At 59.8% G+C, this 21,106-nt stretch carries 23 protein-coding genes and 1 pseudogene; 11 read left to right on the forward strand and 13 right to left on the reverse strand.

All coding sequences use genetic code 11. The annotated features are described in order from the left end of the window. Positions 1–64 precede the first annotated feature (64 nt). From AC1DF8_RS31750 to AC1DF8_RS31760, 3 genes are all read right to left on the reverse strand, one after another. Complete coding sequence (locus tag AC1DF8_RS31750; protein WP_112542194.1) at positions 65–307, reverse strand: type II toxin-antitoxin system Phd/YefM family antitoxin; 243 nt, start codon at positions 305–307, stop codon at positions 65–67. A 316-nt stretch (positions 308–623) separates the two neighbouring features. Continuing rightward, positions 624–1,610, reverse strand: coding sequence for an NAD(P)H-quinone oxidoreductase (locus AC1DF8_RS31755; RefSeq protein WP_478156572.1), 987 nt, complete (start codon positions 1,608–1,610; stop codon positions 624–626). Between the two features lie 12 nt (positions 1,611–1,622). Beyond that, entirely contained in the window at positions 1,623–2,159 is a 537-nt protein-coding gene (locus AC1DF8_RS31760) for a hypothetical protein (protein ID WP_478156574.1), read from the reverse strand. Positions 2,160–2,275: 116 nt separating this feature from the next. Here AC1DF8_RS31760 and AC1DF8_RS31765 point away from each other — a divergent pair, with 116 nt between their 5' ends. Then, a complete protein-coding gene (locus AC1DF8_RS31765) occupies positions 2,276–3,190 on the forward strand; it encodes a LysR family transcriptional regulator (RefSeq protein WP_113207774.1) in 915 nt (304 codons plus the stop codon). Between the two features lie 143 nt (positions 3,191–3,333). Here the strand turns inward: AC1DF8_RS31765 and AC1DF8_RS31770 are convergent, their stop codons facing one another. Further along, a complete protein-coding gene (locus tag AC1DF8_RS31770; RefSeq protein WP_478156576.1) occupies positions 3,334–4,083 on the reverse strand; it encodes a pirin family protein in 750 nt (249 codons plus the stop codon). Between the two features lie 65 nt (positions 4,084–4,148). Next, positions 4,149–4,724: an isochorismatase family protein gene (locus AC1DF8_RS31775; protein WP_112542199.1), complete on the reverse strand. Its 576-nt coding sequence runs from the start codon at positions 4,722–4,724 to the stop codon at positions 4,149–4,151. Positions 4,725–4,863: 139 nt separating this feature from the next. Here AC1DF8_RS31775 and AC1DF8_RS31780 point away from each other — a divergent pair, with 139 nt between their 5' ends. Next, on the forward strand, positions 4,864–5,754 hold the full coding sequence (locus tag AC1DF8_RS31780; RefSeq protein ID WP_112542200.1) for a LysR family transcriptional regulator: 891 nt from the start codon (positions 4,864–4,866) through the stop codon (positions 5,752–5,754). Positions 5,755–5,756: 2 nt separating this feature from the next. Here AC1DF8_RS31780 and AC1DF8_RS31785 read toward each other — a convergent pair whose 3' ends face one another. Continuing rightward, positions 5,757–6,080, reverse strand: coding sequence for a winged helix-turn-helix transcriptional regulator (locus AC1DF8_RS31785; protein WP_478156579.1), 324 nt, complete (start codon positions 6,078–6,080; stop codon positions 5,757–5,759). Positions 6,081–6,186: 106 nt separating this feature from the next. Here AC1DF8_RS31785 and AC1DF8_RS31790 point away from each other — a divergent pair, with 106 nt between their 5' ends. Next, complete coding sequence (locus AC1DF8_RS31790; RefSeq protein ID WP_478156581.1) at positions 6,187–7,182, forward strand: NADPH:quinone reductase; 996 nt, start codon at positions 6,187–6,189, stop codon at positions 7,180–7,182. Between the two features lie 36 nt (positions 7,183–7,218). Here the strand turns inward: AC1DF8_RS31790 and AC1DF8_RS31795 are convergent, their stop codons facing one another. Continuing rightward, on the reverse strand, positions 7,219–8,634 hold the full coding sequence (locus AC1DF8_RS31795) for an aldehyde dehydrogenase family protein (RefSeq protein ID WP_478156583.1): 1,416 nt from the start codon (positions 8,632–8,634) through the stop codon (positions 7,219–7,221). Between the two features lie 98 nt (positions 8,635–8,732). Here AC1DF8_RS31795 and AC1DF8_RS31800 point away from each other — a divergent pair, with 98 nt between their 5' ends. Both AC1DF8_RS31800 and AC1DF8_RS31805 read left to right on the forward strand, forming a co-directional pair. Continuing rightward, positions 8,733–9,653, forward strand: coding sequence for a LysR family transcriptional regulator (locus AC1DF8_RS31800; protein ID WP_210299375.1), 921 nt, complete (start codon positions 8,733–8,735; stop codon positions 9,651–9,653). A gap of 255 nt (positions 9,654–9,908) precedes the next feature. After that, positions 9,909–10,127 (forward strand): LysR substrate-binding domain-containing protein, encoded by a 219-nt coding sequence (locus tag AC1DF8_RS31805; RefSeq protein ID WP_478156603.1) that lies wholly within the window; start codon positions 9,909–9,911, stop codon positions 10,125–10,127. 124 nt (positions 10,128–10,251) lie between these two features. Here AC1DF8_RS31805 and AC1DF8_RS31810 read toward each other — a convergent pair whose 3' ends face one another. Further along, positions 10,252–10,410, reverse strand: a complete 159-nt coding sequence (locus AC1DF8_RS31810; protein ID WP_162709978.1) for a hypothetical protein — start codon at positions 10,408–10,410, stop codon at positions 10,252–10,254. Beyond that, positions 10,407–11,309: a LysR family transcriptional regulator gene (locus AC1DF8_RS31815; protein ID WP_113207769.1), complete on the reverse strand. Its 903-nt coding sequence runs from the start codon at positions 11,307–11,309 to the stop codon at positions 10,407–10,409. The genes AC1DF8_RS31810 and AC1DF8_RS31815 overlap by 4 nt, the downstream gene beginning before the upstream one ends. A 90-nt stretch (positions 11,310–11,399) precedes the next feature. Between AC1DF8_RS31815 and AC1DF8_RS31820 the strand changes: the two genes are divergently transcribed. The 3 genes from AC1DF8_RS31820 (at position 11,400) to AC1DF8_RS31830 (ending at position 13,627) form a co-directional block, all read left to right on the forward strand. Next, a complete protein-coding gene (locus tag AC1DF8_RS31820) occupies positions 11,400–12,416 on the forward strand; it encodes an NADP-dependent oxidoreductase (RefSeq protein WP_113207922.1) in 1,017 nt (338 codons plus the stop codon). A gap of 64 nt (positions 12,417–12,480) precedes the next feature. After that, positions 12,481–12,783, forward strand: coding sequence for an antibiotic biosynthesis monooxygenase (locus tag AC1DF8_RS31825; RefSeq protein ID WP_113207768.1), 303 nt, complete (start codon positions 12,481–12,483; stop codon positions 12,781–12,783). A 106-nt stretch (positions 12,784–12,889) separates the two neighbouring features. After that, a complete protein-coding gene (locus AC1DF8_RS31830; protein ID WP_478156586.1) occupies positions 12,890–13,627 on the forward strand; it encodes a GGDEF domain-containing protein in 738 nt (245 codons plus the stop codon). Between the two features lie 229 nt (positions 13,628–13,856). Here the strand turns inward: AC1DF8_RS31830 and AC1DF8_RS31835 are convergent, their stop codons facing one another. Further along, entirely contained in the window at positions 13,857–14,222 is a 366-nt protein-coding gene (locus AC1DF8_RS31835; protein ID WP_478156588.1) for a winged helix-turn-helix transcriptional regulator, read from the reverse strand. A gap of 162 nt (positions 14,223–14,384) precedes the next feature. Here AC1DF8_RS31835 and AC1DF8_RS31840 point away from each other — a divergent pair, with 162 nt between their 5' ends. Both AC1DF8_RS31840 and AC1DF8_RS31845 read left to right on the forward strand, forming a co-directional pair. Further along, positions 14,385–15,068, forward strand: a complete 684-nt coding sequence (locus AC1DF8_RS31840) for an EthD domain-containing protein (RefSeq protein ID WP_478156590.1) — start codon at positions 14,385–14,387, stop codon at positions 15,066–15,068. A 94-nt stretch (positions 15,069–15,162) separates the two neighbouring features. Next, entirely contained in the window at positions 15,163–15,570 is a 408-nt protein-coding gene (locus tag AC1DF8_RS31845) for a VOC family protein (protein ID WP_478156592.1), read from the forward strand. 33 nt (positions 15,571–15,603) lie between these two features. Here the strand turns inward: AC1DF8_RS31845 and AC1DF8_RS31850 are convergent, their stop codons facing one another. After that, on the reverse strand, positions 15,604–16,752 hold the full coding sequence (locus AC1DF8_RS31850; protein WP_478156594.1) for a tyrosine-type recombinase/integrase: 1,149 nt from the start codon (positions 16,750–16,752) through the stop codon (positions 15,604–15,606). A 189-nt stretch (positions 16,753–16,941) separates the two neighbouring features. Between AC1DF8_RS31850 and AC1DF8_RS31855 the strand changes: the two genes are divergently transcribed. Next, positions 16,942–18,087: an RHE_PE00001 family protein gene (locus AC1DF8_RS31855; protein WP_478156605.1), complete on the forward strand. Its 1,146-nt coding sequence runs from the start codon at positions 16,942–16,944 to the stop codon at positions 18,085–18,087. A gap of 28 nt (positions 18,088–18,115) precedes the next feature. Here the strand turns inward: AC1DF8_RS31855 and AC1DF8_RS31860 are convergent, their stop codons facing one another. Both AC1DF8_RS31860 and AC1DF8_RS31865 read right to left on the reverse strand, forming a co-directional pair. Beyond that, complete coding sequence (locus AC1DF8_RS31860) at positions 18,116–20,986, reverse strand: hypothetical protein (RefSeq protein ID WP_478156596.1); 2,871 nt, start codon at positions 20,984–20,986, stop codon at positions 18,116–18,118. Further along, positions 20,971–21,106, reverse strand: a pseudogene (locus tag AC1DF8_RS31865) (IS5/IS1182 family transposase); the annotation flags it as partial. The pseudogene AC1DF8_RS31865 and the gene AC1DF8_RS31860, both read right to left, overlap by 16 nt.

Below are 21,106 nucleotides of genomic sequence, written 5' to 3' on the forward strand. Positions count from 1 at the left end.
GCGCGCCGCGCTCGCCACTGCAGAAACCATGCCGCGGCAACGGATGCATCGAGTATGAATGGCATCAGTAGCGACGACCTTCGTCACGCCAGGCGCGGATTTCCTCTTGAGTGGTGAACGGCAAGCCCGCACGTTGAGCCTTGATCTCGCTGATCACCGCGTCGACGTCGGTTTCTCGTCGGATGCGAGAGAGCCGTGCTATGGGTGTGTTGCCCCGGGAAATGATGACCTCTTCACCCGCTTCGACCTGTGCGAGTAGCTCGGAAAGATGGGTTTTTGCCTCTGCTACTTTAACGCTGACTGCCATTGGGTTTCTCCCGCGGCCGATGTTTTCCCTCAAGATAGGCATGCGTTGGTCTACCATAAACCATATCAGTTCCGATAAGCACTAGATAGCCTTGCGTGGCTGGCACACCTTCCCGCATGTAGGGCCTCACGTTGAATGCTAGGCAAGTCGTTGTCGGTCGAGCGAACGAAAATTTACCCACAGCGATTTCACACGAGACGCCAGTAAGGGCGGACAGTGACATTGTCTTATCATTTCAATATTTTAGCTTCCATTGACCGACGGGTCCCAGGTTCACATCCCTTCAAGGCGTAGTCGACCATACCCTATAGCCGCGTCATTCATGAAAACCCGTTAGAACGACCTTGCCGAACAACCCGCCGGCCTCCATCCGGCGATGTGCATCCGATACAGCCGCAAGCGAATACGTCGCTCCAATGACCGGCTTCAGCTCGTGGCCAACCCTCGGGAGTACCTGTTCCCTGAACCGGCCGATCATCGCTCGTTTTTCTGACCGCGACCTAGATTTCATCACCGTGCCCATCAATTGCAGGTGGTTGTGAAGAACGATGTCGAGGGGAATGATGGCGTTTTTATCGCGGCCGAGCAGGCCGACCTGGACAAGCCGGCCACCAGGCGCAAGACCACGAATGTTGCGGGCGAGGTAGGACCCACCGACAAAGTCGATGATCAGATCGACACCGCGAGAGGCGGTCGTATCGACGATCTCTGCCTCGAAGTCGGCCTGCCTGTAATCGAAGACCGCATCCGCGCCGAGTGACAGCACGTTTTCGATGTTGTTCGCAGATGCCGTGGCCAGCACAGTCGTTCCTGCTGCCTTTGCGAGCTTGACGGCAGCCGATCCGATTCCGCCTGCCGCAGCGTGGACGAGGACCGTCTCACCTTTTGCGACCCTCCCGAGATTTGAAAGCGCCTCCCAGGCGGTGACAAAACTTTCCATGATCGCGGCTGCGTCGGTGAAGGACATGCCGGCCGGGATGGCAGCGGCCATCCCGTAGTCCAGGCGCGCATATTGCGCATAGGCGCCGCCCCCGACAATGCCCATGACACGGTCTCCGACGGCAAAGCCGGTCACTGCATCCCCTATGTCAACGACGTCTCCAGCGACCTCGAGCCCGAGGATGGTGCTGTCGCCGTAGCTCTGCGAACCGTAGACACCCTCCCGTTGAAGGAGGTCGGCTCGGTTGACGCCAGCCGCCATGACCTTGACCAGAAGGTCGCTGGGGCGGACGTTGGGCATGGGAGCTTCGCCAAGCCGCAGGACATCCGCGCTTCCGAAGTCATCGAATATGATCGCTTTCATCGCAACGGCTCCTTACTTCGACAGTGCCCGACGGGCGATGCTGGCAGCAAACAGCGGCGTCTCGCGGCTGTTGTGGTCGCCGCCGGCGGACTGACGGGCTGCCGCGGCCTCTTCGTAACTGACACCGTGCTCTTCGATGAAGCGCATGAACGCATCCGTCGGATGGGCTGTGACCTTGTTGGTGTAGCGCGTGCTGCCGTCGTCGATCTTCTCGGCCATCAATTCCCAGACGACATTGACCTGGGTCCGCCCATTGGCCGTGAACACGTCCGAGATGGAGTTCATGCGGCAATAGGCCGGCTCGGCGACTTCGGCCACATAGTGCTGCACGACCAGGCCCGAACCGATCTGCTCGACATTGATCGACATCCGGCGTCCGTCGTCGGTCCAGGTGACGCCGGCGGCGATATGATCGGGCGGACAGCAGCGAAGATATTCGGCCTCTGGCAGGTTGAAGAGCCAGTCCGCTATGTCGATTTTTTCAAGGGGAACGTCGATCTCCGCGGAATAGGCGGACTGAGAGAGAATTGTATCGAGGACCTTGACCATCGTAGTGTTCCTTCTGTTTGTTGGGCGACCGCCCGTTGACGAGAAGGAAAGTGCCCCGAATGCCTGCAGATGATAACGAACTGAATGGTCGAAACGGTTTTGCGTCGTAGGCAAAGATGAGGGACCCACGCTTCGCCGAACATCTCGCGGTTTACGTCGATGTCGTCCGCACGGGGAGCTTCTCGGCAGCGTCTCGGCGCCGGGCCGTTACGCCCTCGGCTGTCGTTCGACAGATTGATGCGCTGGAACAGGACCTGGGCGTTGCTCTCCTTGTTCGCTCGACACGGGCGCTGTCTTTGACGGATGCGGGACGTCACCTTTTTGAACGCGCCCAGCGCTTGCTTGACGATCTCGCCGATACCTATGCCGAGGTTGCCGCTTTCGATGGCGCGGTCAGTGGCATGCTGCGGATCGCCTGTTTCCCGACATTCGGAAAGCGCTACGTCATCCCCGTCCTGGCATCTCTCGCGCGAGACTATCCGAACCTGCACGTCGAACTGGATCTCACCGAGCGATTGGCCGACCCGGTCGCAGAGCGGCTCGATCTGGTGGTAAGGATGGGCGAGCTTCAGGACAGCACGTTGATTGCAACCAGGCTGGCGCCTCACGATCACATCATCGTGGCGAGCCCCGCCTATCTTGAGCACTACGGCGTGCCGGAAAGTGCAGATGCGCTTCGCCAACACCGTGTCCTCGACAAGTTACACGGCAACGATCTTCTCGGTTGGTCGAATATCCTCGGCGCGCCAACAGGGGAGGCGTGCGAGCGCGTTGTATTCCGGTCTGACGATTTTGAAGCGCTGAACGGCGCTGCGATCGCCGGGATGGGGGTGGCGTTCCTACCGAGCTGGGTCTCGGGGCCGTCCGTCCAGACGGGTGATCTCGTCCGCCTTTCACTATTGGGCGAAGCATGGAATGAACGGCCTTCCGGGATCTATCTTCTTCGTGCGCTTCAGGTGCCATCTGCGAAAATCAAAGCATTCACCGAGGCGCTCAAGAATCATGTCGGAACACCGCCGCGTTGGAATTGAGGCTCCCCGCAGCAGGAAGATCAATGCATGGCAGATGAGCAGGCAGCTGATAGCTGCCGACTATGTTGTGGGTTCCTTTGAAGGCGAGGAGGAACATAACGTTCACACCTCCACGCCACGGTCCTAAATGTGGCATCTCCCGTTCAACCGATGCGTATCTTTTTGCCGCTGAACATGCCGCCACGAAATACCTCGGCTTCAGGGTCGAACGCGAATAGAACGACGTCTGAGCCCGCACTGGCAATGAGCTGGTGATCAAATGAGCGAGTAAACGCGCTCTCGCCGGTTGTGATCGTGACGTCGCCGAAATCTATCGCCCCGTCGAAGACATAGAGCAAAAAAGCCGTCCCGGAATCGGCCGCGGCAGGCAAGCGTAGCCGGAAGCCCCTCGTGATGCGCGCATCGAAGACACTGACGTCGGATCGCACGGTCAGCGGCGCCTCCTGTGGCCCGGCAATCAATCGCCACTCGTTGTCACGGCTTTCGTCAACGAAATCATGAAACTGCACCATCGGCTCAAGATCGGGAGCGTTAGGCCGCAGGAAGATCTGTAGCGCTCGAACCGGACTGTTCCCGAGCATCAGTTCTTCGTGCTGGAAGGTGTGGCCTGCATTCATCACCTTGAAATGCGTTTTGTCGAGCGTCTTCTCGTTTCCGACGGTATCGCGGTGAAGCATCTCGCCGCCGCGTATATAGGTCAGGATCTCGTCGTCCTTGTGGGGGTGCATGCCGATGAGGTGACCGGGTTGCACCTGGGCGCGATCGATCCTGCCGATCGGACCGATCCCGCTATCATCGGCCGTCAGGGTGAGACCGGGATAAAGGATTTCGACGCCGAAACTTTGAACGAAGTTCCCGCGCATCCGGCCTGCGGAGATCTTGGTGATCGTCATTGAAGTGTTTCCTTCCATTTTGGGCGCGGGCTCCGAGGCCCGCGCCGAACGGGACCAATGCGCGCTCAATGATAGTTGAGGATGCCCACCAGCTTCTGCCCGAGCGGGCTCGTCCAGTCGACGGCAAGCTCGGAGATGATCTGGTCGACGGTGGTGATGACCGCTCCCGCCTTTTCCATGCGGCGCAGAGCAAGGTCGTCGCCGTACTTCGTGTAGGAGGCGGAAGCGTCAGCCGAGACCTGCACCTCGTAGCCTTCGTCGAGCATCTGCAGGACCGGGAAGGTGACGCAGATTTCCGTTGTCACGCCGGCGACGAACAGCTTCTTGCGGCCGGTTGCCTTGACCGCCTGGTTGAAGCCGTCGTGGTGCATTGCGTTGACGATGCCGGGGCGCTTGATACGGGCCTCGAAGGCTTCGGGGAGGATTTCCTTGAGTTCGGGCAGCAGCGGCCCCTGGATCTGGTCTTCCATGCTTGATGTCAGGATGGTCGGGATGTTGGCAGCCTTGGCGATGCGGGCGAGCTTCAGCGCGTTCTGCTTGACCAGGTTTATGTCGTGCGAGTGCGTCCAGGCCATCGTGCCGATCTGATGGTCGATCAGCAGCATGGCGGAATTTTCCGGGGTGAATGCTTGGCTGTGCATTGTCGTGTTCCTTTTCCTTGTCGGCGGCGAGTTGGTAAAGTTCGTTTTGATCCGCTCGATGACTGGAATTTAGCGTTGCGATGAATGGTACGGTAGCTCTATATTGAGCCACTCTGTAGAACGGAAAATGGAACGCAAAATGATCAGCTTCGAGGATATGCAGACCTTCGTCGAGGTCGCAGACGGCGGCGGGATTACCGTCGCGGCCCGGCGTCTCGGACTGCCGAAGTCGATCGTCAGCCGCCGGCTTGTGCGCCTCGAGAGCGAACTTGGCGTTCAGCTTCTGGCGCGCACGACGAGAGGCGCATCACTCACGGAAGCCGGTGTTTCCTTCCGCGAGCATGCTGCCCGCATGTGCCTGGAAATGGACGTGGCGCGCGAGGAAATGCTGCCGACCGGGGAGTTGCGGGGACGATTGCGCGTGGCGGTTCCTTCATCCTTCGGTCCCGGACATTTCGCGCCGGCGCTGGCCGAGCTTGCCCGCCTCCATCCGCTCCTGCAGCTTCACGCGCATTACAGCGACCGGTACGTTGATCTGGTGGCAGAAGGGTTCGATTGCGGGATACGGGTCGGCTATCTTCAGGATTCAAATTTGACCGCACGCAAGATCGGTGCCTTTGCGGCCGGATTGTTCGCCAATCCAGACTACCTGAGTGCCCACGGCATCCCGAAAAAGCCCTCGGACCTGCTTGAACACCAGGCCATCCTGCAAGGGACTGAAAGCTGGAAGGTATCGGACGGCAGCCGAACGGTCGTCGTCAACGGGCAGGGAAGGTTCAAGGCGGACAGCGCCGTGGGGATCGCCGAAGGGACGGCGGCCGGGCTGGGCGTTGCGGCCCTTCCTGTCGTGATCGCGCAAAGCTACGTGACTGCGGGCGCGCTAGTGCCGATCATGGCGGAATACAGCCTGCCGGAGATCGGCGTCTATATTGTGCGGCCGCCGGGATCGCACGTGTCCCGAAAGGTCAGGGTGCTGATCGATTTCTTTGTCGCACGGTTCTCGGCGAGCGCCGCACGGGATGCGTCCTAACCTCATGCGGAGAGCCGACGCTCCTGAAACGCGACGCCCCAGTCGCGCATGGCCATCAACACGGGCGCGAGTGTCTGGCCGAACGGTGTAAGCGAATACTCCACGCGCGGCGGGACTTCAGCGAAGACTTCACGGACAACAATCCCGTCGGCCTCAAGCTCCCGGAGCTGCATCGTCAGAGATCGCTGGCTCGGATCGCCAACCAGGCGGCGCAGTTCGCCAAACCGGCGCGGCCCGTCCAGCAGCCGGTAAATGATCATCGGCTTCCACTTGCCGCCCGTCACATCGACGGTGGTCTCGACGGGACACTTCTGGCCAAGGCTCATCCTGGTCTCCAATGGTGTACTTTCTATCCCTATAGGCGGAACTGTTGCCTACTTGCAAGATCGCCTGTGGCGCGCCTAGTTGGAGCGAGTTGATTGGAGGTGTGTCATGCGCGCCGCGTTTTACGAGAAACAAGGAGCTGCGAGAGAGGTGCTTGTTGTCGCCGACTTGCCCGATCCACAGCCCCGCGCCGGTGAGGTCCGGGTGAGGGTGATCGCCTCTGGTATTAATCCTTCCGACATCAAGACGAGAACCGGCTTCGGCGGCAAGGCCATGCCATTCGGACGGATCGTACCGCATCAGGACGGCGCGGGCGTGATCGACGCCGTCGGCCCCGGCGTTGCTGATACACGGATCGGAGAGCGCGTGTGGATCTACATGGCGCAATGGAACCGCGCCTTCGGGACCGCTGCGGAATTCGTCGTCGTGCCGTCCGCGCAGGCCATCACGCTTGCCGACAATGTGTCCTTTGAGATCGGAGCATCGCTCGGTGTTCCTGCGATGACGGCGCATCGCTGCCTGTTCGCCGATGGAGACCTGCGCGGCAAACGGGTTCTGGTGCAGGGTGGTGCCGGCGCGGTCGGCAACGCGGCGATCCTGCTTGCGAAATGGGCGGGGGCATGGGTGGCGGCGACGGTGAGCCGCGAGGAGCAGGCAGAGGTGGCGCGAGCGGCTGGGGCCGATCTTGTGCTCAACCGGCACGAGGAGGACGTCCGGCATGCCATACGGTCGGCGACGGGCGGCCATGGTGTCGATCGTATCGTGGATGTCGATATCTCCGCCAATATTGAATTGGCAATCTCCTGCCTCGCCCGCGACGGCGTGGTCTCAGCCTATTCGACGGAATCACCGCAAGCCAAGTTGGCCATCCCGTTTTTCCCGGCGCTGCTTGGAGGCTTCTCATTCCGTTTCGTCTACGTGTACACCATGCCGGAAGCGGCGATGCGTCACGCAACTGAAGAGATTTCGGCCTGCGCCGCGTCGGGGGCATACGTTCCGCGAATTGCGAAAACATTTCCCCTCAACGCGGTGGCCGATGCGCATGAGTTTCAGGAGAGCGGCAAGGCCGTGGGAAAGGTTCTGGTCCGACTGCAAGACGCCTGAGCCGAGCGGTTCGGTCGTCGTTCCAGGTATCGAATATCAAGCGATGACGGCTTTCGGCTCCAGAAACGCCTCGAGGCCGAACACGCCGTATTCACGACCGATCCCTGACTGCTTGAAGCCGCCAAAGGGCGCGAGCGGCTCATGCGGCGCGCCGTTGATGACCACCCGCCCGCTGTCCAATCGATCCGCAAGCGCCTGCATGTGTGCGGAGTCGGTGCCATGCAGATAGGCCTGGAGGCCGTATGGGGTGTCGTTTGCGATGGACACGGCTTCGTCCTCGTCGCGGTAGGCGATGACCGAGAGGACCGGTCCGAAGATCTCTTCGCATGCGATCCGCATCTGGTTGTCCACGCCGAAAAAGATCGTCGGCTTTGTAAACCAGCCACGATCCAGACCGGCGGGCCGCCCCAGGCCACCCGTCAGGAGACGGGCGCCTTCCTGCGTTCCCAGTTCGATGTAGGACTGGACGCGATCGTACTGCTTGCGGCTGACCATCGGTCCGATCATCGCGTCCGGATCGCTCGGAGCGCCGACCTTGAACGTCTCGATCTCCTGTTTCAGCCTGTCCAGGACGTCGTCGAGCAACTGGTTCGGAACCAGAATACGAGTACCGGCAATGCAGGCCTGGCCACTGTTGATGAAGCCCATCCGCAAAACGGCGGGAATGACAACATTCAGATCTGCATCGTCGAGAATGATGTTTGGACCCTTGCCGCCAAGTTCCAGGGTTACGCGCTTGAAGGTATCAGCCGCGTTGCGTAGGATTTCCCGGCCGACCGCGGTGGAGCCGGTGAAAGTCACTTTTGCGATATCAGGATGCCGGCTGAGTTCCGCGCCGACGACATTGCCATAGCCATTGATGATGTTGAACACGCCTTTCGGCAAACCCGCTTCATGAAGGCACTCCGTCAAGATCTGCGTCTGGATCGCGCTCATCTCGCTGGGCTTGATGACGATGCTCGAACCAGCGGCGATGGCGGTTGCGAGCTTCGAGGTGATGAAGCCGATATTGCTGTTCCAGGGCGTGATGGCCGCGGCAACACCAGACGGCTGCATGACCACCCGCGCGCGGCCCATTTGGCGCTCGAATTCGTAGTCCTCCAGGACGGACGCCATGGTGAGAAAGCTCGAAGCAGCATGAGGAATAGCAAAGCGCGTGAAGGTCTGCGGAGCGCCATATTCGAGCGACATCGCTTCGGTGAGATCGGTAACGTGCGCGGCGACCGCGGCGTTCAAGCGCTTCAGCATATCGATGCGTTCGGCCTTTGACGTGCGTGAGAACGCAGGGAAGGCGCGTTTTGCCGCGGCGATGGCTTCTTGTGCGTCTTCTACGCCGGCAAGCCGGACCGTACCGATCTTCTCTTCAGTGGACGGATTATGAAGATCGCCCGTTTCGGTTCCCTTCGGTGTGACGAACTGACCGTCGATATAGATCTTGTCGATGTTGCGCATGTCTAACTCCTTTCGACTGTCAGGCTTATCTGGCATTTCTCCATTGTCCTGATAAGCTCGCGAAAAGCGCTCAGGCTGATAAGGAGTTACGGACAATGATGCGTGGCTCGCTCGCCGAACTCGAAGCAGTTCTCGCGGTCTCTTCCCGTGGCGGGTTTCGGGCCGCCGCGCGCGAGCTTGGGATCTCGTCGTCCTCGCTCAGCCAGCAGATCGCCGCGCTGGAAGCGCGCATGGGCGTCAGACTATTCAACCGATCGACGCGGAGCGTGGTCCTTTCCGCCGCGGGCGAACAGTTCGTGGCGAGCGTTGGCCCGGCGCTGGAGGCCATTCGCAACGCCGTTGAGCATGTCGACGAGCATCGTGCGGAAGCCACCGGTACCCTGCGCATCAACACGTCGGTCGGTGCGACCCGAATGATCCTGACGCCGCTGATCCTGGAATACATGCGGAGAAACCCGCAGATGGCGGTGGAGATTGTCACGGAGGGCGCGCTGGTCGATGTCAATGCCAAGGGTTTTGACGTGGGGATCAGGATTCGGGAAGCCGTTCCCCCCGACATGGTCGTCGTTCCGATCGGCGACAGCGTCCGTCCGGCCATCGTCGGTTCGGTCGAATATTTCCGGCAGCATGGAAAGCCGCAGGTTCCGGCAGATCTTCAGAACCACGAGTGCATTCGGGCCAGAATGGCGAGCGGCACGCTCTATCGCTGGGAGTTCGAAAAGCGAGGCGAGAGCTTCATGCTCGACGTTCCTGGCAAGCTCACGCTCGACGACAGCGACCTGATGCTCCGGGCGGCCCGCGACGGAGCCGGACTCGCCTATCTGAATGAATGGCAGGTATCAGAGGACGTCGTTGCTGGACGGCTGGAGCAGGTTCTTGCCGACTGGACCCCACCCTATCCGGGGCTCTGCCTCTATTATCCCGGAAGACGAAACATCCCCGCCAAACTGCGGCGGTTCGTCGATCTCATCAAGGACGTTCGGCGCGGCAGCCACGTTGAGAGACCGCCTCAGGACTGAAGAATGTCTCGACAGGACTCCGTAACCCGGAGGTTTGAGCAGGCCTATCCGACTATGCGTTCCGTTACGGAATGAGCTCACCACGCGAAGCGGTTCCAACCACTGTTGCGTGCAGCGTAACGGTGCACTGTCAAACATGAGTATTCAGCCCGCTGATCGCCCGTTGCATCCCTTGCGCATGGATCGGGAACGGACCCGACGTTCAATCAAACACCTGCTTTTGCCGTTGACACGCGGTGTGCATCCCTAGCGCGGATCGCGGTAACGAACGGCGTGAGGATAGAATATCTCATGGAAGCCGATGTCCGCGAAGATATTGCTGCAGGGCGACGCGTGCGCATTCTCGAAGACTGGACACCGCCGCTCGTACCGCTGTGCCTCTACTATTATAATCGGCGCAATTCCTCCGCAGCCTTCCAGGCCTTTATCGCGCTTGCGCGCGACTACGCGGCCGGGCGGCTCGCACAGCGTTGAGTCTGCTGCACGTCAGGTGAGGCGCGCCCTGGTCGAGCTAATTTTCAGCCAATTGATCAGTTCCTGCCCCTGCGGCTCCTACGAACCCTTGTGCTCGATAAGGAAAGGGCGTCGCGAGCGGGGCTCATTTCTTGGTTCTCGAAGAGGCTGCTTTGGACAGTTCGAGGGCTGTAGTCCCGTGAAGATCAGGGTAATAGAGATAATAACCGGGGAAGGGGCGCACCATGGTGCCAGCAGGCGGATGAGCCGGCTGTCGGCCATCGGCCACAAATACCGTTGTCATGACAACTCCACCAAGGTGTCGAGGAAGGCGCGAACAGCGGGGTTGGACCGACGGCTCGCTGGCCACAGCGCCGTGATGTTGTGCCGGTCGACGGCATAGTCTGCCAGAACAGGAACAAGCGCTCCGCGCTCCACCCAGGAGTTGGCCATGAAGCTGGTTGCCATTCCGATACCTGCGCCAGCGGCAATCAATGCAAGAACGGCCTCGCTTGCATCGACGACGATACCCGAGGATGGCACGATTTCCACCTCCCGATCCCTGATACGGAAGGGCCAGCGGAATAGCTGGCCACTATTTTGGTAGCGCAGATTGACGGTCTCGTGCTCTTCCAACTGGTTCGGATGCTTAGGTGTGGGGTAACCGTCAAGATATTCGGGTGAGGCGTAGCAGCATAGTCGATGGGGCGATAGGGGCCTTGAGAGCAGGCGAGAGTCGGAGAGATCGCCGATCCGAACTGCCAGATCGAAGCCACCTTCGACCAGATCCACTATGTGATCGCTCAAACGGAGATCTATGTGCACATTTGGATAGAGTCTGCGAAAATGAGGAAGCGCGGGCGCGATAATGTGCAGGCCGATCGGCAAAGATGCTGCTATCCGCAATGTGCCGGCAGGCTCGGTGCGCGCTGCCTTTGCCGCCTGCTCGATATCTTCAGCGTCGCTCAGCAGCCGAAGCGCGCGCTCATGGAGGTCGCGTCCTTCGTCCGTCAAGGTCAGGGAACGGGTCGTGCGCGTAAAGAGCGAAACGCCAAGTTGCTTCTCTAGCCGCTGGATACTTTTGCTGACCGCCGAGGGAGAGATGGACAGGGTGCGGGCCGCCGCGGTGTAGCTTCCGAGCGATCCGGCGCGTGCAAACGCGATTAGCCCCGTCAGTCTATCGATTCCGATTTGTTCCTTCATGGCATTAGTAAAGCGAATTCAACACCGATTATCAATCGTCGTCGACGCGCATATCTTCTGTAATCAAAGCCAATATCCAAGGAGGCAATGGTGACAGAGATAATGAAAGCTGTAAGACTGCATGAATTCGGCGGTCCCGACGTTCTGCTTTGTGAGGACGCGCCCCAACCGGAAATGACCGATCACGACGTTCTCGTCCGGGTCCATGCTGCGGGCATCAATCCGCCCGATCTTTACCTGCGCGATGGCTACCGGGCACTTCCGCCGGAGTGGCAACCCAATCCAACCTTCCCGCTGATCCTTGGCACCGACGTCTCTGGCGTCGTATCGGCGGTCGGCAAGAACGTGTCTGGGTTTCGCGTCGGCGACGAAGTCTATGCGATGGTTCGTTTTCCGGAAGACCTCATGAAGGGCAGCAACGCCTATGCGGAATATGTTTCAGTCCCCGCATCGGAACTGGCGCTGAAGCCCGCCGGGATCGACCATATCCGGGCGGCCGGTGCGCCGATGTCGCTGTTGACCGCCTGGCAGTTTCTGGTGGATCTGGGCCATGATGCGCCGAACCCATTCCAGGCCTTCTCGCATGCACCGGTTCCGCTGGATGGAAAGACCGTGCTGGTGAATGGCGCTGGAGGCGGTGTCGGCCATCTCGCAGTTCAAATCGCAAAATGGAAAGGGGCAAAGGTGATTGCCGTTGCTTCCGGCAAGCACGAGGCGCTTCTCCGCGATCTCGGAGCCGATAGTTTTATCGACTACACCAAGGTGGCTGCGGAAACGGTGGCGAAGGATGTGGATCTGGTACTCGATGCCGTCGGCGGCGCGAATATGGAACGCTTCCTTCCTATCATAAAGCAGGACGGCGCCTTGTATCTCGTCAATCCCTTGGGCTTTTCTGGCCATGGGCAAGCTGCCGAGCGAAAGATCATCGTATCGTCGACGCAGGTGCGTTCGAACGGCGCGCAACTCGTAGAGGCCGGCCGCCTCCTTGATGACGGCACCGTTCGCGTGGTGATCGACAGTACTTATCCGCTGGCTGACGCATCTGCAGCCCACCGCCGCGCGTCCGAAGGAAGCATTCAAGGCAAGATCGTGCTGATCGCTGCCTGATTGTCGCAGTCCAATGGAGACCCGGATTGCCGAGAGCCGGCAGTCCGGGAGAGGAGAATGCCTCATGCTTATCGTAACAGGTCATATGCACGTCAATCTGGCCGACCTGGCGCAGTTCTTGGCAGAACTCAAATTGCTCGCAGTCAGTACGCGCAAGCGTTCTGGCGCCATCGCCTATGATGCTGCCGTTGACGATCCCCAGTCAGGCCGATTGTTGATATCGGAACGCTGGGTGGATGAGGCTGCGCTCAGCGCTCATCTGCGGGCGGCTGATACGATCGCGTTTGTCAGCCGCTGGAACGGCAAAATGCGAGGGGAAATCCGGAAATACGACGCGTCAAACGAACGAGAGATTATGGACCCTTGATACAGCCCCTCGAGATTGGGCGCATAGCCTGACTTTTATCGAAGTGGTTCAGCCGTCTTTAAGTGCCTGAGGTCCAAAGACACTTCCATTTTCCATGGTGGTGTCGATGCGTCGCATTATTGAAAAGTCATTTTTGACTGGCCTGTGCTCGATGCTGGCCTCACTGGCTCTCTCGTTCTGTATCGTGCCATTACTGGGCGGGCAGGTGGTTGGAGCGGGGCTGTTCATGACCATCTTCTGTCCGCTGGCGATATCGATTCCGGCCTCGGCGTTTCACTTTGCCCAGTCCGAGAAGATTCGGCGGGCTGAAGCGGCGACCAAGGAGGTTCTACAGCAGCTCGCAGAAGCCTACGAGGCCCTTCGTCTCCAATCCCGCACCGATGGCCTGACAGGAATCCTGACACGGAGCGCCTTCATGGAAGAACTGGAGGGTATGAGTGATCGCGGTGTATCCGGGGTCCTGCTGTTTCTAGACCTGGATCATTTCAAGATGATCAATGACCGTCATGGTCACGCAACGGGTGACGAGGCGCTCCGCCTGACCGGCCGAATTCTCTCCCGCTACCAGAGGCAATCAGATGTCGCCGGACGCCTGGGCGGTGAAGAATTCGGTCTGTTCCAAAGCGGTCTAACGTTTGAAGACATGCATACTCGGTGCGAAGAGATTAGAGCGGAAATTGCTGCCGTCGTTTTACACGCGGCTTCCGGCTCGCGGGTGCAGATATCGGCGAGCATAGGAGCGTGTCACTGTCCGCCTGGTTTTGACCCGTCCGAGCGCCTGAAAGCCGCGGACGAAAATCTCTATCAGGCGAAATCACTCGGCAGAAACAGGGTCGTTGCATAGGCGACGACGCTGAACCATGGGCTTTTGGAGCGCTGCGACGAAGGCCACTTTTTCTGTGTCGATCGGCTTGATCAAGCGCAATCAATCCCCTTGAACTCACACAGTTGAAGCGCTGGCCGTTCGTGTGTTGGCTCCCCTCTCGACCGGTATCCGCCGAGCGGAACTGCTGCGCGAGGTTCGTCGGGCGGGGCGAATCCAGCCGCGGCGGTGAACTCGAAGACGCGTCAGCTCACTCCGCAGCACGGCCGTCAAACGCTTGACGCGCCTGCTCCACATCATCGACATGCTCAATGGTCCATTCATGGAGCGCCTGAAATGGACCCAGAAGCGAGCGGCCCAGCGGCGTGATGGCGTACTCGACTCCAATCGGCGAGGTCGGAATGATCCGGCGGGAAATAAGTCCATTGCGTTCCAGCCGCCGCAGGCATTGTGTCAGCGCCTTCTGCGTCACGCCCCCAATGTGCCGCTTGATTCCGTTGAAGCGCATCGGGCCCGCATCCAGCACGCTGATCACCATCATCGACCACTTGTCGGCGATATTATCGAACAGCGAGCGGCTGGGGCAGCTTTCATCGAAGTGCTGGCAGACGGACATTGGGTTTCCTCAGCGATACCTAGGCGACTGTAAGTGCGTTCTTGCAACTAAGTAGCAGACGTATACCTATCTCACAAGTTGGGGAGAAATGGCTCTCCTACGACTTCCGCACGCGTGACATTCGCGCCGATACAAATGAAACTTTACTAGTTAGGACCTCTCGTGATCCGCTTTTTCTCCCTCATCCCCCGCCGCCCCGACATCGACCGCCAGCGCTTCCATGACCACTGGCGCCACCCGCACGGCACCCTGGGCCGGCAGATCCCGGGGATGCTCACCTATGTCCAGGCGCACCAATTCGACACCGACCGCCTCGGCCCGGGGCAGGACCAGTACGACGGTGTCGCCATGCCCTCGTTCGACTCTCCAAAGGCCGCCGCCGCACTGGTCGACGAGCCCTTGTTCGTCGACAACATCCGCCCCGACGAGCCGTTGTTCCAGGACCTGCCGAAAGTCATCTTCTTCATTACCGAGGAGGAGGTCATCGTCTCGCGGCCCCCAATTGGCGCCGGAGCCGCGGTTGATCGCCAATGGGACGTGCTGGAGCGGCCGACAAGCATTCATCTCCTGCAGTTCGTGCACCGTGACGGCAATCCCGGTTGGGCGGGCGCGGACGACGCCGCGCTCGGCCTGCGGATCGGTGCGCTGCGCCACGCGGTGAACCGACCGAGTGTCGAAGTGCATAGCGACGAGCCACCGTTCCTAGGGGCTCGCCAATTGTGGTGGCCAACACTGACGACGTTCCAGGACGGCGTGGACGCCGATCGGGCGGCATTCGACGAACTCCTCGCCCGAGCCGGTCATTCCGTGACCATGCTGGCGGTCTCGGAGCGGTTCCTGCGCTGAGAGAGCCTGTCATTCTCTATCTACGAGGACGCTGAGCGCTTCAACCGCGAACTGGCAGCGTCCTTAACCCTCACCACCACAGAAGGGCATCTTCATGATCCTCAAGACATACACCCGCATCTTCACGACAGACCTTGAGTCCACCGTGGCAACGCTCAAGGCATTCCACGGCACGCAGCCGCATCTCTGGCTAGACTATGATCCCTTGACCCTCGTCGGGATTGGCGACGTGCTCGCGATTGGCGGAACGGAGGAGGCGCTAAAGCCAATCCGCGGCAGCCTCGGCCCTTGGATCGTGGAGGACATCGACGACGCCAAGAGCAAGCTCCTTGCAAACGGCGCGTCTGTGATCCGCGACGTTGGAAACATCCCGACCGGACGAATGATGTATATGAAGCATGCAGACGGCAGCGTGGTGGAGTACGTCCAGTGGGCGCCCGATCTGGTCGAGCAGCACATCCTCGCACCGCTGCGGGCCGGGGTTCCGGCCTCGCAGATCTGACGGGGAGGGGGGAGCCGTTTAGAATGAACGATCCTACAGCATTCGAGCGGCCCGGCCGCTTCTCCGGGTCGCATTGTTATAATAGCTGGAGGCTTGCTGCACCGAGCGGTGTCGCGACTGTTCCATCGCTTCTGGGAGGGGGATGCCGCGGTTGGCGGCCTCGGTGAGGTAGCCCGATCGCAGTCCATGCGCGGAAAACTCCCCCCTGTCCAATCCCGCCATCGCCACCCGCTGCTTAATGATGGCGTTGACCGACTGCGGATCCAACGCCCGCCGCGACACCGTCCCCCAGCGCCCGATCCCCCGAAACGCGCTGCCCTTGTCGATCTTGGCGACCGCCAGCCAGGCGTCGAGCGCCTCAACCGGCCGGCCGGTGAGATAGACGACATCGTCCTGCTCGCCGGTCGTGGTTTTGGTGCGACCGAGATGGATGGCGAGAGAGGGGAGGGGAGGGCCGCCTTGAATTTCGATTGGCGCTTCCACGGTCAGTTGTTCCAGGCGAAGGCCTGCGATCTCGCTGCGCCTCCTGCCRCCGGAGGCAAAGGCGACCATCAGGATGGCGCGGTCCCTGACATCACGCAGGCTGTCGGTCACACAGGTGGCGAGAAGCTTTGCCAAAATATCGCCGGTCACGGCTTTCGCGCTCTTGCGACGGCGCTGCCTCGGGACGGCGCGCACCGCCAGGCGGATCGCTTGTTTAAGGGCAGGGGAGGCGAAGGCGCCAGAATGTCCTCGCCACTTTGTCAGCGTCGACCAGCTGGAAAGCCGCCGGCGCACCGTATCCGGCGCATGCGGGCCGATGGATTTTACAAACCCCTGGCGCCGGAGGTTCTCGTCGACATCATCCGGAATGCCATGATCGGGGTCGTTCGCACGTTTCTCAGGATCCCACAGATGATGGGCGACGAATTTCAGCAGCAGCGCCTCGGGCGCCGGCCAGGGCAGCGAGTGGCCGGTCGCGGCCAGCCCCCAGGCTTCGAGATAGGCGAGATCGGAGGTGAGAGCCCGCAGGGTATTGTCGCCCATGCCGCGCTCGACGAGATGTTTGAGCGTTTCGACATCCTGGTCGGTCAGCAATTCAGCCAGTTCGTCGCGGCGCTCCATCGGCAACACGGCGGCAATGGTGTCGAGTTCTTCGGCGCGGCGCTCGACGGCGGTCAGGGATTGTTTAGCTTTGGCCACGCGCGCTCCAAAATCGCCGTATTCGGCGGCCTTCAGGGCCGTGATTTGCCCCGATTCTTTCCGATTTGCGACTCGAGATCAACTACCATCGATAACCGATACTTATCGATGGTTAGCCCCTGAACCCGCAATCATACCATATGAGGAACTGTAATATTCATATAGAGTTCTTTTAGCAAATCATTTACTATTATTTCAATGGCTTACGATCTCGCGAAAATCAGCATGACAGCCTTGATGCGGCCGGCTTTCGACGCCGGTGTCGGGCTCACGCGTCTCGACGAGCGCATCGCCCGTTCGCCAGTGGGGCAGGGCTTCCTCGAGCGCACCCAATTCACCGATGCCTGTGCCTCGCTGTGGATCGACGGCGAACTCGTCCACCTCGAAGACCTCGTCCTCCACGACGCCACCCGCGATATCCGCACCCCCACCCACGAACTCACCATCGCCCGCGATGTTTTGCGCACCCGCCGGCGCATTTCTGGCCAGTCCCCCGATTGGGCGCTGTCGCCGGATGGCCTGCGCAGCCTGCGGCAGGCGTGGCCTGCAGCATCATTTGGTGGCGACGGCCACGTCGAGAAAAAAATTGGCGTGGTGCATTCCGGCGAAGCCGCAGAAGGGGAGGGGGAGGACGATGATGACGCTGTCCCGCTGGCGGAAGAGTTCGCCGCCATCGACGCGCTGCTCGCCCGCACCGACGCTGCCATCGAGCAAGCAAAGACGCCCGGCCCAACCACCAGCGTGCGGGCTCGCGAAAAAAGTCCGCTGGTCTATGATCTTGACTGGGACGAGGACGAGCGACTGGAGGAATGGCGAACGGTGCTGCGGCAGACGGAAAATCTGCCGGCGGTGTTGCGGGCGATCATCGCCCTCGATGCCTGGAACGAGCTTGCCGTCCTGCAGCACGCCCCTTGGCTCGGCCGGCTGTTTTGCGCCGCGATCCTGCGCCAGGCCGGCATTACTACCGGCGCCCATCTCGCCGCCGTCAACCTCGGCCTCAAAACCATTGCCGTCGATCGGCGCCGGCATCGCGACCGGGAGACCCGGCTGCTCGCGATAACGCACGGGCTGATGGCGGCCGCTGAGATTGGGGTGAAAGAGCATGACCGACTGGCGCTTGCGAAAACAATGATGGACCGAAAACTGGAGGGGAGGCGGACATCGTCCAAATTGCCGGAGCTGGTCGAACTGGTGATGGCGCGGCCACTGGTGTCCGCCAAAATGGTGGCCAAGACGCTCGAGGTGACGCCGCAGGCGGCGCGGCGGATTGTTTTGGAGCTTGGCTTGCGGGAGATGACGGGGAGGGGGAGGTTTCGGGCATGGGGGATACTTTGACCTGACACCAGACTTGCAGATACGACTGTCACCAAGCCCGATTGTTTGACGGCATTGCAACCTCCGGCCACGGCAAACCGGCCGTGATCTTTGGATGGCGGGGTCCAGTTTCGATCCCGCCTTGTTCGTCAAGAACACAATCGATTTCATCTAGGTAGCGCTTGGCGAAAATCTTCGTTTCTTGGTCATCACCCCAAGCGAGCTCAAACAAGCCCTCACGCAACCGGCTTACGTCGCGGGGGATAAGATCGAAGTGGGTCGCACTGCCACCGATCGGTTCGTGGACGTAGAGCAAATTTTGTCTTGTCGACCAATCATCGTTCCCGATTGCGCGGCGTCCTATTGGATCTGCTGCAAGCTTTAAAAAACTGTCATGATCCCCGCCTGCCAAGATAATTGATGCGAGGAAGAGCTTGGTCTTAGCACTGGTTGCGCGATCATATCGCTCCAGCAGTGCCGTCCTTTCTACCTGAGGCAGATCAGCGTAGATCTGGGCCGGATAATCGTGCCGTGCTCCCCGATCGATGGAGGGTCCACCATATCGACCGGATGCCAACTCTTCCAGGAAGTCGAGCGTTAGGCCTCCTGGTCTCGGCATCGCTAGATAAAGCTCGTATAGACCGCTGAGGTCGGGAATACGCTCGACAAGACCCTTTAGAAGATCCACCCGCTCTCGCTCTGGTAAGTGTCGAATTGGCGGCAGAATGTCTCTCATCCGCCATGCGTCGAGCTTTATGTCGGAAACGACGAGATCGTAGCCCCGCAACATTGCACGCGGATTGTCAGAAAATGCGAGAATCTTGAGCCAACAGAAAATCTCTCGCAGCTGATCGTCGCTGCTCCACATTCGTTCTGACCTTGCTTTGACGAGCCGCTGCAATTCTCCTTCAATGATTTCGGACGGCACTATCAGCCCGCCTACGACCATGCGCTGGGCTAGATCGAGTTTGTCTATGGCGGCGGCAAGGAGGTCGGAGAAGAATTCCGATCTTTCACCGTGGGGTAAAATGACGGCATAACCAGCGAGTTTGACTGCGCGTCGCAACCCTTCAACCGTCCCCTCAGCTTTTGCAGCCTCAGCAACTTTGAGGATCGCGTCGGCAGGCTCGCTCGTTATGCTTCGGTCCCGCGATCGGTTCACCACAGCGCGCTCGAAGTCGGGCCACGACCGAAGGGAAGCCTCCCTGCGCTCCTCATTATGCTGAAGCCAAATCACCTGCAGACCAGCCGCAGCCTCCGTGCCGAACTCGGGATCGGAGAGGTAGGCCAGAAGAACGGCCTCTGCCTCCGGCGTCGCAATTTCTGTAAGCGTCACTCGGTAGTCGAGGCGATGCGATTGGCGAATCTCTTGCAAAGCAGTTTCATTTCGCCGGTTCTGTGCAAATGCAGCGTGCGCTTCCCGCAAGAGAGCCAAATCGTAATTGAGCATTTCGGCTACAATGTTTACTTGCGTTGGGTCGGGGAGCTTTCGCATAGCCCATGTCAGCCTCCCCAGATCGTGGCGTGACGCTTGTTGGTCCAGCAACTGACGCCCCCACCCATTCATCAAAGCCACCGCAGATTGCCGTTGCTCAGAGGAGAGCTGCATAGCCACGCCGTCATGGTGGCGTCCATGGCCACTGATGATGTTACAGAGATCGTGGATCTCAACCGCGGTTTGACCTGCAGCGTATTCCTCCAATGCCTCAAAAAGAATACTGCCCCTTGTGCTTTCGAGAGCATTTTCAAGCGCCCGCACAGGCGTGTAGGCAGCTTCAGTTCGCACTCCCGCGGCGTCGAAGTCGTGTCGAGCACCTAGGAAGCGCCTCAGAAGTTCTCGAACAGTCTGAGGTCCCGCGAGGAATGCGGCGTAGTGAACAACATCCTCGTCGGCGTGTCCATTTAGAAGCAACTCTGGTATCGCGCCGCTGTCCGTAGAAGGAAGCTGTTCAAGAAGGGAATATGGCCGGTGTGGGAGATCAAAACCGTTCTCCAATCGCCACTGCAACAACTTGGCCACCGCGGCTGGGACCTTTGTAGCCGCCTCGACCAACGACTGCTCCATCCCATCCCGAAACTTAAATGTCGGGTCTTTGAAAACGGATTCGAGAAGGGCCGGAAGGTCCGCATCCGGCAGAGAGGCGACCGCTTTAGCAAGTCTTGTAGCCGGAGAAGGATCGGCGTTCACTGCAAGTTGTCGTCTGCGCGTCAGGTCGTCCAACAGGATCTTGTCGCGAATACCCTCGAAATGTCCGCTTGTTGCAACCAAGTTGGCAAACGCCTCGTCACTACCTCTTAAAAGGTCTTCCATCCTCGCCGTCGCACCGCGAAACGATAGACCTTCAAAAATCCGCAGCCGAACCGAGTGACTGATCTCTGCCAAACCGAGAGCAAGGGCCGCATCGAGACCCTCGCTGTCGCCGTGATAGGCCATCTCCGCTGCCAAGGTGTCCCGCGTATCCTCCGCGAGAGAGCTGTAGTGACAGCTGAGTTGGTTTCCCAAAACTGCGGGATTGAACCGCGGAACGAGTCGCATCGTCTCCATCTGCTCTTGCGACTTCAAGCTCGATACGAGCGGCCACACGATTTCAGCGAATTCAGGCCGCCCAGACGCTATCATGAACGCTCTCGCACGCTTCACATTGCCAGAAGCGTGCCAGGTCTGACCAAACTCCACGATCGATTGGCCGACCGCACTCCAGAGCTTTGCGCCAGACCTCTTGATCACCCTGGCACCAAATTGGGGGTCGATTTTCAGGAGCAGTTCGACGACCTCACCAACTATTCTGATTGCTTCCTCATCGGCGCGGGACATGCGCTCGCAAGCGAAAAGGATTGTCTCGCCCCAACCGGCTTCGTTCAGACGCTGGGTGACGACGGGCTGATCAAAGCTAGGCCGTCGACTCATAAACTCTGACACCAGATCCTTGCCGCGACGATTTTGACAGCAGCGAGATAATTTTCTGGGCGCTTGTCATAGCGAGTAGCTATACCTCGAAACTGTTTGATCTTGTTGAAGAATCTCTCCACGAGGTTTCGT

This window comes from Rhizobium sp. 05N49 (genome assembly GCF_056396805.1).